We start from the raw sequence: 12,600 nt of genomic DNA on the forward strand, positions 1-12,600 counted from the left end.
GCAGCCCAGTGGCTCTTTTGTCCACTTTCTTTTCGTTAAACTCAGTAAATTTAATTGCTAGTCTGAGCCAGTGGGAGAGTGAACAAAAGGACCGACTGAGACATGATCGGGAACAGGAATATCATTGCTGCGGAGCCGTCGTACAGTGGCAATACTTAGGTGGCAACATCTGCTTTCCCGCTCTGTTTAACAGTAATCATTTGAACTGCGGCATAGACAACAAGGAACAAAATCATAAACGCCGCCGCATACCGGTACATCACTGCATAGCCTGTCACGGAAGAGATCGCCCCCAGCATCAATGCGCCAGTCGCGACGCCGAAGTCCGTGGAATTGTAGAACATGCTGTTGGCCATGCCGTACTGTTCCTGCGGAACCGACCGGATCATCCAAGCTTGGATCGTTGGCTGGATAGCGCCGAATCCAAGTCCGTACAGCAGAGCGGACAGAATGAGCATGGGCATCGATGCCGCATATGATAGCACCGTTAAGCTCGCCACGACACTAATGGCCGCAGGAATAAGTACCGCCGCATGTCCTCTGCTGTCGAACACCCTGCCGGAGATAGGGCGGATAATAATGATAGTGACTGCATTAAACAAGAAAAACAGGCCGACCTGCTCCAGACGAACCGCTTCCCCATACAAAGCGATAAAGCTGAGCAGACCGCTGTACGTGACCGACAATATAACGTTCAGCAGCGCCGGAAACAACAGCTTCGAATTCAAAGGCTGCTTGGCTCGAGGTCTTGCATGAGCCCCGCGCCTTTGTTCTGGCTCAGGAGGAAGCGAGCGCGTCAGCACCATAATCGGAAAAATAAGAAGCACAGTCACGGTCCCCAGCATGGCCAGCACATCGAAACCGGACTGCTTCATCACGTTCAAGCCGATCATCGGCCCTATGGACATGGCTAGGCTTGTGGACAATCCGAAATAGCCGATGCCCTCTCCCATTCTTTTTACGGGAATAATTTGCGACACCAGTGTGGGAATGATTGTGCTCGCCATCCCGAACCCCACTCCATAACCGACTCGCATAAAGAGCAGCGAGCCAATCGATCCGGCCAGAACATAGAGGCCTGTCGTTAGGGCAGCTGCAGCCAGCCCGACAAACAAGATGACATTGCGGCGCACTTTCCTCATCAGCGCCGCTGTCAAAAAACGAGTCGCAATCGCGGAAGCCGCGAACACGCTCGTTACTAGGCTGACCATCAAATCCCCGGCATGGAATTGGTTCTTCACATACGCCGGAAAAGATGATAGCAGCATTTGCAAATTCAGAAATAACAGGAACGCGCAAATCGTTAAAGCTATAAACGATTTCGTCCATAGCTTTATTGGTTGTTCATCGTACTGCATGGCTATCTCCTACTCTCTGTCTGTTAGTTCGTTTACGTGATTGCCAATCCGAAGCAGAAGCTCCATGAGCACTTCATATTCTTCATTGGATACACACTGCTTAATGTCGTCGGCGGCCTGCCGCTCGATCGGGGCCGTCCTTTGAATAAGTGCCATTCCGTTATCCGTAATATTGACCAAGAACGAGCGGCGGTCGTTCTCGCCGATTTTCTTGTAAATAAGCCCCTTCCTCTCTAAATGATCGAGAATTCGAGTCGTTGTCGGCTTATCCTTGCCCGCACGTTCGGCGATTTCCTTCTGAATCAGCCCATTGGCCCTGCTTATCTGGTACAGGACCGACCACTGCTCCGGCGTAATGTCATGTTCCTTCAGCCGTTGCTGCAGAAGGTTCGATAATTTGCGATAGGTTACGCCCATAGCGAAACCGATTGAATGCTCTAAGCCGTTGCCATGTGTCGTCATTCCCATCTTCCTTGTCTCATTCCTTTTAATAGTTGTTTTAACAACTATATGCTAAACAACCATGATTGTAAACCATTAATTATTGCCGTTGTATTCAATATACATATCAACGAGGGGCCATGAAGGCCCCCCAGTTGGCTACGAACTTGTATCCTCCAACAAATTCAACGTCTTGGCTACCGTCACCGCCTTCATTCGCCGCCCCCCTCAACCACGCAGCGCACGTTGCACGAACTGCAAAAGTACATCTGTTTCAGGTCTATTCCCCTCTTTTTGCCTCTCCAACTGCAAAAATCAGACTGTTGAAAAAAGCCGTGTTTTCCGGTGCATTAACGCATTAGTATGATACAATATCAGTAATTAATCTGATGAGAGGCGTGTGGTGATCTTGTTGAATAGCAAGCAGTCCGAAAACAAAGCTCATAATGAAATGGAACTTATTTGCATGGATTTATTGGTACCTCAAGATCATCTGCTACGCCTTATCGATAAATATGTGGATTTCTCTTTTATCAGAGAGAAAGTTCGGCCTTACTATAGCGAAACCAAAGGACGACCGGCCTTAGACCCCGTTGTATTATTTAAAATGATGCTCATCGGATATTTGTACGGCATACGCTCTGAACGTCAATTGGAGCAAGAAATCATTCCGAATGCTGCTTACCGCTGGTTCCTTGGCCTGCGCTTCTCCGATCGCGTACCCGATCACTCGACGATCAGTTGGAACCGGAATAATCGGTTTAAAGATACGAATCTCTTTCAAGAGATTTTTGATGAAATGGTACATCTGGCGATCAACCATAAGATGGTGGATGGTCGTCTCTTGGTGACCGATTCGACTCATATTCGAGCCAACGCTAACAATAACCGCTACACGATGCAGGTTCTCGAAGAGACCCCTCATGACTATCTAAAAGAATTAGAGAAGGCCATCAACGAGGATCGAGAGAGCCACGGAAAAAAGCCCCTTCCTCCCCGGAAGCCTTCCGGGGAGGAAAAACCACGTAAAGTAAGTCAAACCGATCCCGAGTGCGGACTGATGAAACGAAGCGGTAAACCGGAGGCATTCTGTTATCTCGACCATCGCACCGTCGACCATAAATATAACATTATCACCGATGTCCATGTGACACCTGGCCATGTTAATGATGCTGCCGTCTACGTGGAACGCCTCAAGCGACAAATCCAAACCTTTGCATTTCAATCGACGCTGGAAGCCGTCGCGCTGGATTCGGGGTACATGACGCCTTACATATGCGATCAGACGCTAAAGCTAGAGATCGCTGCGGCTATCGCGGAACGCAATGCTCCAACGCCCCCTGACATTTTTCCGAAGAAACAGTTTATCTACCATGCAGAAGAAAATGGCTACCTGTGTCCCGCAGGAAAAATGCTAATGTATACGACTACCAATCGACAAGGGTATCGGGAATACACGTCAAATGCCGAGGAGTGTGCAAACTGCCCCTTGCTCAATCAGTGTACGAAATCGGCCAACCACCAACGTAAGATCGAACGACATATATGGGAAGAGAGTAAAGAGAAGGTCGCTCAGTACCGGAAGACCCATTCCGGAGAGGCGGCCTATAAGTTGCGTCCTCAAACGATAGAACGAAGCTTTGCAGATGCAAAAGAGCTTCATGGATATCGTCGCTGCAAGTTCCGCGGGAGAGCTAAAACGCAGGAACAAGCTTTCATGACCGCAATAGCCCAGAATGTAAAAAAGATTGCCAGGTACCTGGCCCAAAAGGTCGGAGGTGGGCAGAAGCAAAAGACTCCACCTGTTCTTTTAACCAAATTAAGGAACTTATCGAAACCTTTAGCTCTAAATTCTGCCGCTTAAACCGATTTTTCAACAGTCTGAAAAATACATTTCATTTTGCCAAAAATCGCCTTAATTCAAAGAAATCACGAGTTCAACTGCACCTTTGCAGTTCAATAGCCTGAAAATCGCTGTCTAGCGAATTTCTAATGTACATTTGCAGTTATGCGTCAGCCCATTCGTGCTAGCCCACGAAGGAATCGAATCAGTAACCTGCTTCACCAATCGATTTCATCGATACTGGTGCGTATGAGCGCGTAGCGACAAACTCTGCTCCCTCTGCCGACAAGCGGCTTCAGCCAGCCCTTTGCGCAAAGGGAATGCAAATGACGCACGGCCGCACGGTGATTTACTCCTAACTGTGCCTCAACGTCCTTTGGGCGAAGCGGACTCGCCAAGCGGAAGGCAAGCAGGATGACTTCTCTCTCCGCGAGAGTTCTCGTGTCCACAGGCGCCCGCCCGGGCTGATAACGGCTCAACAACATCCGCAGCAAGGTGATGCATAACTCGGGTCGCTACGCCACGTCATCATAGGCGAAGGAGACAACGCGGAATCCCAACCCCTGCAAAAACGTGTCTCGATTCAACTCCTCGCAGTACTTCTTGCGGTCCATATCCCGCACATGTGAACCGTATCCTTTAATCTCCCATATCACCTTCACATGACCCGGCAGCCAGGCAAAGTCAGCAAAATAAGATCTCCCCCTCCAATCCATCACCTCATATTCCGGATGTAAATAATCGAAATTCCCCAAGAGCGGCCACCAGACGTTGCGCAAAAACAGCACTTCTCCGTGCTGATGCCCCCGCTCCAGCCGTCCTTTCCGTTCTCCCGACCTCCGTTCGAGATGGGAATGAATCCATTCCGCATGAGCAGCTTCATATTCCACGCTGCCAACACCTCCCCCTTCAACAAAAAAGAACGCCCCGCTCCATCGGGTGATGGATAGGGACGTTCTTCGCCACTTTAATTCGATTATAGCCCAAGCCCACTGGAATCTCCAGACATAAGCTTGTTAAACATATTGCTCATCATCCACAAACAGCGGCACTTCGACAAACCCTTGCTCCGTCGTCTTGATAAGCCCTATATCTGACAGCCGCAGCTCGGGAACCACGATTAGCGCAAGCAATGAGAGCGTCATGAACGCATAGTTCATCGTGCAGCCAGCTTCATACAAAGCTTCGCTGATGGCGCGGGACTGCTCGGCAACCTCTTCGAACGGCGCGTTCGACATCAGCCCCGCTACCGGAAGCGGCAGCTTGACGACCTTGTCCGCTGTCACGACAGCGATACCGCCTTGCATATCGGCGACGACGTTGGCTGCTTGGGCCATCAGCGCATCCGAATTCCCGATTACCATCACATTGTGGCAATCGTGAGCCACTGTCGTCGCAATCGCCGCCGGCACGTTGAAGCCGACGTCGGACACGAGGCCAAGCGCTTGATTGCCTGTGCCTTTATGGCGCTCAATGACTGCGATTTTGCACAAGCCATCCTCCACGTTTAGCGCAATGCTTCCGTCCTCAATGCGTACGGATACGAGCTGCTCCTTCGTATCGACGTGGTTCTCCCGCACTTGGATCGCTCTTGCCGTCCGCTCTCCCGATTGCACCGGCGCTTGAATAACGAAGTCTTCCGGCCGTACTTCCCGGGTAAGGTGAACCGAATGGATCGCTTCCTCCGGATACGTGAATTCCGGCAGCTCGACGACCATGCGGCCATGCTCCGCTACGACTTGTCCGGCAGCAATCGTCATGACGACATTGACATCGGCCAGATTGCCATCCAGGATAATGATGTCGGCGCACGAAGCAGGGGTAATCGTGCCGACATCGCGGGCAACTCCGAAGCGCTCGGCGGTGTTGATCGTCGCCATTTGGAACGCCGTCACCGGACGGACGCCTTGCGCGATCGCATGCCGCACGACAAAATCCATATGGCCTTCGTCCACCAGCGATTCAGGGCTGCGGTCATCCGTCACCAGGATCATGCGGCGTGTATCGATACCGTGATCGGTATGAGCCTTAATCGATTCGGCCACATCATGCCATGCCGAACCGCGTCGCATCTTCGCATAGATGCCCCGGCGCACGCGCTCGATGACATCCTCCGCCTTGACGCTCTCGTGACAGCCGGAAATGCCGCTGGCCGCATAGGCGGATATTCTCCAGTCGTCAACCGGCCATGTGTAATGCCCGTCGGCGACTCTTCCCGCACGCAAGGTGGCTTGAATTTCCCCGATCATTTTTTCGTCGCCGAACACGACACCCGGGAAATTCATCACTTCGCCCAGCGCAATCATATCGGGTCCCCAGGTGAAGGCTTCCGCCACTTCCTCTGGACCGATCGAGGCCCCGCTTGTCTCCAGCTCCGGCCCTGTCGACGGCACGCAGGAAGCCACCTGCATATATGCCGCAAGCGGTGTTTCTCTCGCTTCGTCGAGCATGAGCCGGAGGCCGGGCAGCCCGAGCACATTCGTAATTTCATGGGCGTCAAAGAAGCCGCCGGTCGTCCCCTTGACGAGCACCGCTCTCGCGAATTGCGTCGGAGTGATCTGGCTGCTCTCGATATGGCAATGCCCATCCAGCAATCCCGGCGCTACATAACGTCCGCCCGCGTCGATTACCTTCGTGTCGTCTCCAATCATATGGCTTGCATCCTTGCCTACGAAAGCAATGCGTGTTCCCTGCACACCGATGGAAATATCGTCCTGAATCTCTCCGGAACAAACATTGACCAATTTTGCATGTAGAATAACGAGTGTAGCCTTCATATCTCCGCGCGCGGTTGCGACCAGATCAGGCACGCAATCAGCAAGATGCGGTCTGGCAAAACGTTGTGGTGATTCCATGATAGTATAGTCCTCCTCGTTGTTGAGTAAAGCGAACGTGAATATATTGCACGGGTGGGAAGTATGTGCGCAACAATACAATCTCTATTGTTCCACAAACATGTCGAACAGCTTCTGCAACAGCACAAATGTCTGCTCATATGTAAGCAATCCGTCTGGATCGAACTTCTGCTCCCCCACTCCAGTCAATAGCGATAGGCTAACTGCTTTATACACGTAGTCCTTCGCCCACGGGGCAATATTCGCATCGTCGGCAAAAGTCGCCTTTGCCGTATCTAAAACGGAGGCTCCGCTCCCGGTCCGCTCCGTTAATGTCGTATGCAAATGAAGGAGCAATGCCGCAGCCTGCTGGCGCGTGATGTTGTCAAATGGCGAAAACATATCGTTGGATGTCCCGCCGATGAGCCCATTGGCGTATGCCTTTGATATTTCTATGCTGCTTATATCTTTGAAGGGCGATTGGCCCTCGGCAAGTGATTCACCTAAAATATTTTCGCACAGGCGCACAGCCAACTCCGTAAAGCCGATCCTCGTAATGGGCGCCTGATACGATTGGTCATATTGATACGGGACGATGCCGTTGCTCTTCGCCCTCCGATAGTCGGGCAAGGCCCACGGACTGACCCTATCGCCGCTGCCAGGCTGCTCGACATCAATTAATATCGTGTCGTAGCTTTGAAAATAATTTTTGACGCCTAGCAGCGTTTGGCCGGGCTTCAGCCCCGTAATATAGCCTTCGGCATCAACTAAGGCGACCTCTGGATCGGCCATTTCGAATTGAACATCCGCAGCCTGCAGATGAGTGGACGTCGTTCGAGTATTAAGCTTTATTTTTTCTCCCTGCGCAAGGCGAAGCGATGACGCCCTTAACGTTACTTCCGGAATCATATCGAAAAAGACCGTGTCATATTCGATGTCCACAGCTTGGCCTGCTTTGTCGTATACACCGCTCACCTCTACATGAAAAACATCATCTTCATGGAACCGTTCTATGCCATCCGGTCTGAAGATGATGGTAAACGGCACCCCATAAGGGCCTGTTTCTACATTAAAGTATTTCCCATTCTTATTCGTATCCTTGTTATCGAAAACCCATTGCTTCCCGTCACGCGTTCTCGTCAATGTGACTTGAATGCGATCCGTTCGGGTCCGATCATATCGCTCAACGTTAAGGGAGAAAGACCACGGATCGTCTGGCGCAAACATTTCTTCGGGAAACAAGCCTTGGGAAGGCCAGCTTATGTAATCGTATTTCACTTCTTCCGCACGGTCCTTATTGACCGCATACATCGAAGAATAAGGGACTCCTTCTGCAGAGAACACGATGCCGAACATCGTTTTTTGCATAGGCGGATTCAAAATCCAGCGTCGATGTCCAATCCGGTCAATATTGCCCGGCCCGCTGTCAGACATATAACCATGGATGATGCTGCTATAGAAGGTTGACCTGCCCATCGATAGATTGCTCGTTCGCGTTCCTTCGCTGCCGAGCTTGAACAATACATCCTCCATGCCGCTTGGGTGTGTCGGATGATGAGTCAGGCGGTCATTGACGGCATTGACCAGCGCAGCGGCCTGCTGTTGGGTATGCAACCCCCACTCCGGCTCAACATCATCTGGCAGCCCGGCCAAGTAACGCACGAAATTCGTCGCGTTAACTCCATCCGTTACATATTCCGCCTTCAGCTTGCCCGGAGCATATGGTGCGCGTGTCTGTGGCTCCGCCTCGTAAATGTCCGCCGCCTTCATGTACTGAAAGCTCGTCTCCATAGGCTTGTACTGCAGCCATTTATTAATAATTTCTTGCTTCGTGCGATTGACCGTCTTCTCTTGCACACGGTGCGGGGCAGCAGAGGCGTCAGCAGCGCCGCTCCATAATAGAGATATAAAAACGGATATGACCAGCATTGCCTTTACATGCAACTTCATACGCTTAACCCCCGCCGCCTAGCCGAATAAGTATTCCATACAGATACATCAATTCGCCCCCATCCTGCATTTTCCTCTATTCTTCGGCAAAAACATCTGAACAACCAGCTATTCATCCTTTTCTCTAATCTGCTTTTGCTTCCAATAGTGTGAGTCGATACTCTTTGCCCCTGAAAATCAGATGTTTTTATTGCACTATTGCATCTCCACTGTTCAAAAACTGCTATTTTATGTTTTATATTGTATGATTGCAGTTCCTCAAGTCCAACCAACCTTCTGAATTATTCCAGTTCATTCAATATGAAATATTATCTACCATATGTATTCATCTAAGTGAGTGCGCACAAGCCCGTAGCGGAACACTTTAGTTCCTTTACCAATAGCAATCGGCTTCAGCCACCCTTGTTTGCAGAGGGATTGCAAATATCGAACTGCCGTCCGATGATTCATTCCCAACTGTACCACGACATCCTTCGGACGAATTTCTCCTGCCAACCGGAAGACAAGCAGCATGATCTCCCGCTCGGCAAGCCCCCCCATTTTTCCTGCACCTCCATAAAAAAAGAACGTCCCTGCTCCATCACGGGATGGACAGGGACGTTCTTCGTCACTTTACCTTGATTATAGCCAAATAATGCTCAGCTCACCAGCTCACATTATAATTCTCATCAATGCTAAACCTTATGCTAATGCACGCCGCCACAGCATAGCCACGGCTTTTCTCACTATTTATTTTGCGACTTGCTGACCGGCAATGCGCCCGAATGTAATTACATCGGCAATCGCATTCCCGCCAAGCCGGTTTTTGCCGTGAATGACGCCTGTCACTTCGCCTGAGGCGAACAAGCCCGGAATCGGCTGGCCTTTCTCATTCAGCACCTCTGTCGTCTTATTGATCACGAGTCCGCCCATCGTATGGTGAACAGAAGGCACTGCCTTTTGGATGTAATAAGGTCCTTGGCTCATATCCTTCAACCCTGCACGATGTTTAAAGTCGTCATCTTTGCCTGCCTTGGCGAACTGATTGACGCGATCCACCGTCGCCTGCAGCGCTTTCGGGTCGATGTTGAAAAACTTCGCGGCTTCTTCCAGCGTTTCTGCTTTGTGAAGCAGGCCGTCTTTTACCAGCATATCGTACTCATCCTGATGCACTTCAATCGTCTTGCCGATGTCGGCAATGGATTGGTTCCACAACTGATACGCGTAACCGCCGTCTTGCGCGAGAATCGCTTTCGAAATTACGTCGCGGCGCTCTAACTCTTCGACGAAACGTTCGCCACTCTGGTTTACCAGAATCGCCCCGTCAAAGCGGCTGTCTGCAACGAGCGAGATAACGCCTGTCTTCGGATTGCATACCGGATAAGTCTGGATACTATCCATATTTGTAATCGCGGCGCCAACGCCTTGCGCCATCACAATACCGTCACCCGTCGTGCCAGGCGCGTCGGTCGTCATATATTTTTCATCGTATTCCGGATTGTATTGCTTTCTCATCTCGACGTTGGATCCGAAGCCGCCCGCAGCGATTACGACGCCTTTGCCGGCATGGAATGTGATGGTGTTGCCACTGGCGCCTGTTGCCTCGACGCCTACGACTTTACCTTTATCGTCGGTAATCAATTTGTCTGCCTTCGTGTTCGTCTTCAGAACGACACCGGCATCATCCATATGCTTTTTCAGCTTCGTAATGAGCTCTGCTCCCGTATGTCCTTCCGGAATAAGCGCACGCTTGACAGAGTGTCCGCCGAATTGGAACAAGTGATCCTCCAAGAAATTAACCTTCACTTCATCCTTTAGCCATTCGGCGGCTGCGGTTGCATTCTCGGCAAGCACGCGGACCATTTCTGGGTCGCCCTTATCGTCCCCGCCTTTCAGCGTGTCCTTCACGAATAAATCGACACTGTCTTCAATGCCGAGCTTTTTCTGCACCCACGTATTGGCCGCGTTCATCTCTCCGCCGGAGATGAGCGTATTGCCGCCTACGCTTGGCATTTTCTCAAGCAGCACGACCGAGGCCCCCGCTTGCTTCGCTTCCAATGCCGCGCTGAATCCGGCGCCGCCGGCGCCGATAACGACGACATCAAATGTCTGTTCGGCAGGCTCCTCCGATTGGCTGTTTCCTTCCGCCTTCTTCGCTACGAGCGTCAATCCAGCCTTCGCCACCGCATCTTTCACCGCATCAATGAAACCTTGGCTGGTCATGGTGGAGCCGCTAATCGCATCTGCATCTGCACGGTTCGATGCGATCATCGTATCCTTCAATTCTTTATACACAGGCTCGGCCAGCACTTCGTTTTCCTTCTGTTCGAGCACTTTAATGTCCTTGATTTCATTGTTCTCAAATGTGACTTCTACCTTAATCGCACCGTGTTTTCCATCGCCTTCGCCGATTGAAGTGACTGTCTTCGCCTGTTCCGTTCCATTGTCGGCGCTTTGAACATCCTTGTTTCCATTGCCGCATGCAGCCAACATCGCGACTAAACATAGGATGAGCAATATGCTTCCCGCTTTCTGAATGCTCTTCATGTCGTTAACCCCTTGTCTAATATGCTCTAGTTTCGCAGCGAAATAATACTGTGCACAATACATCAATTATAGTAGCATAGTTTTTTTTATTTAAAAGTGAAAGTTATCACTTTCACCAAGTTTAAAGCGGTTTTTCATAAAAAAGAGGGTCACCTTGACCCCCTTTCCCCTAGCTTGTTGCTCATGACACCTGGCTTGCTTTGTACCCTTTGCCAATGAACTCATGAACGCTATGAACGGTTACATAAGCATGCTCATCCAATTCGCATATAATTTTTTTCAGCTGCACGAGTTCCTGTTTGTTAATGACGATATACAGCAGTTCCTTGTTGGAACCCGTATATCCACCGCGCCCTTCCAGCACGGTCAATCCGCGCGACATCGCGGTCGTCACCTTTTGTAATATTTCATTAGGCTTTTCAGAGATGATGAGAACCGCTACCCGTTCATCCAAACCTTCAATCATGAAGTCAATGACCTTCGCGCCCACATATACGGCGATCAAAGTGTACATCGCTTTTTCTTGGCCGATGATGAATATCGAGCCCGCAATCACGACGATGTCGATAATGAGCATCCCTTTGCCGACACTCCAGCCCAAATACTCATTCGCAAGCCGGGCCAATATTGCGGAACCTCCCGAAGTGCCTCCCGCTCGAAATATGAGGCCCAGACCGACGCCTACCAGCAATCCCGCGAACAAGGCTGCCAACAGCGTGTCATCGTTAATTTTCACCCCGATTTTTTCGGTGACATGCAAAAACAACGAGGTTAACACAATGCTGACGACGGTATATAGGACCGTTTGCCTGTCAAAAAATCGATAGCCGATTGCAAGTAAAATACCGTTTAAAATAAAGTTAACGACTCCTGGCGACCAATCGAACAAATAGTGCGTCACCACTGTAATGCCGATGATCCCGCCCTCCGACAGCCGATTTGGAATGGCAAAATAATTAATGCCGAGCGCGAAAATAAGTGAACCCAGCGCTACTAACGCTATGTCCCGAAGAAGTTTTTTCATCTTGATAAGCCTCCCACCTGCCATTGTACACGATATGAACCACTATAGGGAAGATTCGGCACTTATTTGGCGCGAGAGGTGTGAAGCTTTACCCGTTATATTCCGACTGGAGCAAACCCATATGAATAACATGATGCCATGCGCCGTTGCGGAACAAGAATTCTCTGGATATCCCTTCCTGCTTGAAGCCAAGCTTCTCATACAGCTTGATCGCCCTCGTATTGAAGTCAAATACCCTTAATGAGATGCGGTGCAAGTTCAATTCCATGAAGGCATAACGGAGCAAAAGCCCTAACGCTTCCTGTCCATATCCCTTCCCCCAATAATCCGGTTCGCCAATGTCGATAACCAGTTCGGCGTTCCTGTTCTTAACATCAATGGAGATGAGCGAAGTAAGACCGATTGGCTGATCGGAAGCGGAATCCGTTATGAGATACGTTTTGGAATTGGTTGTGCCAAGAATGACATGTTGAACAAAGCCCCCGGTTTCCTCCAGCGAGTAAATGTCCAAGGAAAGGCTGGTCGATTCCATCACGCCAATCGTGTTTCTCCACTTGTGATAAACGGCAATGTCTTGTTCTGTCATTTTTCTCAGTTTGATTCTGTTTGTTGCAAACATCATGC

General features: G+C 50.3%; 11 protein-coding genes. 1 reads left to right on the forward strand and 10 read right to left on the reverse strand.

Annotation, left to right across the window (positions count from 1 at the left end; translation table 11 throughout):
• Positions 1-155 precede the first annotated feature (155 nt).
• Both JSQ80_RS05945 and JSQ80_RS05950 read right to left on the reverse strand, forming a co-directional pair.
• Positions 156-1,358, reverse strand: a complete 1,203-nt coding sequence (locus JSQ80_RS05945; protein ID WP_206094698.1) for an MFS transporter — start codon at positions 1,356-1,358, stop codon at positions 156-158.
• Between the two features lie 9 nt (positions 1,359-1,367).
• Positions 1,368-1,820: a MarR family winged helix-turn-helix transcriptional regulator gene (locus JSQ80_RS05950; RefSeq protein WP_087435765.1), complete on the reverse strand. Its 453-nt coding sequence runs from the start codon at positions 1,818-1,820 to the stop codon at positions 1,368-1,370.
• Between the two features lie 388 nt (positions 1,821-2,208).
• Between JSQ80_RS05950 and JSQ80_RS05955 the strand changes: the two genes are divergently transcribed.
• The gene (locus JSQ80_RS05955; protein WP_272491165.1) at positions 2,209-3,663 is read left to right on the forward strand and encodes an IS1182 family transposase; all 1,455 of its coding nucleotides are present in this window, start codon (positions 2,209-2,211) and stop codon (positions 3,661-3,663) included.
• 197 nt (positions 3,664-3,860) lie between these two features.
• Here JSQ80_RS05955 and JSQ80_RS29695 read toward each other — a convergent pair whose 3' ends face one another.
• From JSQ80_RS29695 to JSQ80_RS05990, 8 genes are all read right to left on the reverse strand, one after another.
• The gene (locus tag JSQ80_RS29695) at positions 3,861-4,091 is read right to left on the reverse strand and encodes a hypothetical protein (RefSeq protein ID WP_336245706.1); all 231 of its coding nucleotides are present in this window, start codon (positions 4,089-4,091) and stop codon (positions 3,861-3,863) included.
• A gap of 66 nt (positions 4,092-4,157) precedes the next feature.
• A complete protein-coding gene (locus tag JSQ80_RS29700) occupies positions 4,158-4,532 on the reverse strand; it encodes a hypothetical protein (RefSeq protein ID WP_336245707.1) in 375 nt (124 codons plus the stop codon).
• Positions 4,533-4,658: 126 nt separating this feature from the next.
• The gene (locus tag JSQ80_RS05965; protein WP_206094699.1) at positions 4,659-6,497 is read right to left on the reverse strand and encodes an adenine deaminase; all 1,839 of its coding nucleotides are present in this window, start codon (positions 6,495-6,497) and stop codon (positions 4,659-4,661) included.
• A gap of 84 nt (positions 6,498-6,581) precedes the next feature.
• Positions 6,582-8,426 carry an S-layer homology domain-containing protein gene (locus tag JSQ80_RS05970; protein ID WP_206094700.1) on the reverse strand — a complete coding sequence of 615 codons (1,845 nt, stop codon included), beginning with the start codon at positions 8,424-8,426 and terminating at the stop codon, positions 6,582-6,584.
• A 312-nt stretch (positions 8,427-8,738) separates the two neighbouring features.
• Positions 8,739-8,966 carry a hypothetical protein gene (locus tag JSQ80_RS05975; RefSeq protein ID WP_206094701.1) on the reverse strand — a complete coding sequence of 76 codons (228 nt, stop codon included), beginning with the start codon at positions 8,964-8,966 and terminating at the stop codon, positions 8,739-8,741.
• A 189-nt stretch (positions 8,967-9,155) separates the two neighbouring features.
• On the reverse strand, positions 9,156-10,952 hold the full coding sequence (locus JSQ80_RS05980; protein ID WP_206094702.1) for a flavocytochrome c: 1,797 nt from the start codon (positions 10,950-10,952) through the stop codon (positions 9,156-9,158).
• A gap of 181 nt (positions 10,953-11,133) precedes the next feature.
• On the reverse strand, positions 11,134-11,976 hold the full coding sequence (locus tag JSQ80_RS05985) for a YitT family protein (protein ID WP_087435770.1): 843 nt from the start codon (positions 11,974-11,976) through the stop codon (positions 11,134-11,136).
• Positions 11,977-12,064: 88 nt separating this feature from the next.
• The gene (locus JSQ80_RS05990; RefSeq protein WP_206094703.1) at positions 12,065-12,598 is read right to left on the reverse strand and encodes a GNAT family N-acetyltransferase; all 534 of its coding nucleotides are present in this window, start codon (positions 12,596-12,598) and stop codon (positions 12,065-12,067) included.
• Positions 12,599-12,600 lie beyond the last annotated feature (2 nt).

The organism is Paenibacillus apiarius (genome assembly GCF_017052585.1).
Classification (GTDB): Bacteria; Bacillota; Bacilli; order Paenibacillales; family Paenibacillaceae; genus Paenibacillus_B; species Paenibacillus_B apiarius.

What these genes read in the sequence shown, in the direction of transcription:
- JSQ80_RS05990 (WP_206094703.1), bottom strand. Translation starts at nt 12,598, where the DNA reads ATGATGTTTGCAACAAACAGAATCAAACTGAGAAAAATGACAGAACAA.
- JSQ80_RS05965 (WP_206094699.1), bottom strand. Translation starts at nt 6,497, where the DNA reads ATGGAATCACCACAACGTTTTGCCAGACCGCATCTTGCTGATTGCGTG.
- JSQ80_RS05985 (WP_087435770.1), bottom strand. Translation starts at nt 11,976, where the DNA reads ATGAAAAAACTTCTTCGGGACATAGCGTTAGTAGCGCTGGGTTCACTT.
- JSQ80_RS05975 (WP_206094701.1), bottom strand. Translation starts at nt 8,966, where the DNA reads ATGGGGGGGCTTGCCGAGCGGGAGATCATGCTGCTTGTCTTCCGGTTG.
- JSQ80_RS05950 (WP_087435765.1), bottom strand. Translation starts at nt 1,820, where the DNA reads ATGACGACACATGGCAACGGCTTAGAGCATTCAATCGGTTTCGCTATG.
- JSQ80_RS05970 (WP_206094700.1), bottom strand. Translation starts at nt 8,426, where the DNA reads ATGAAGTTGCATGTAAAGGCAATGCTGGTCATATCCGTTTTTATATCT.
- JSQ80_RS05945 (WP_206094698.1), bottom strand. Translation starts at nt 1,358, where the DNA reads ATGCAGTACGATGAACAACCAATAAAGCTATGGACGAAATCGTTTATA.
- JSQ80_RS05980 (WP_206094702.1), bottom strand. Translation starts at nt 10,952, where the DNA reads ATGAAGAGCATTCAGAAAGCGGGAAGCATATTGCTCATCCTATGTTTA.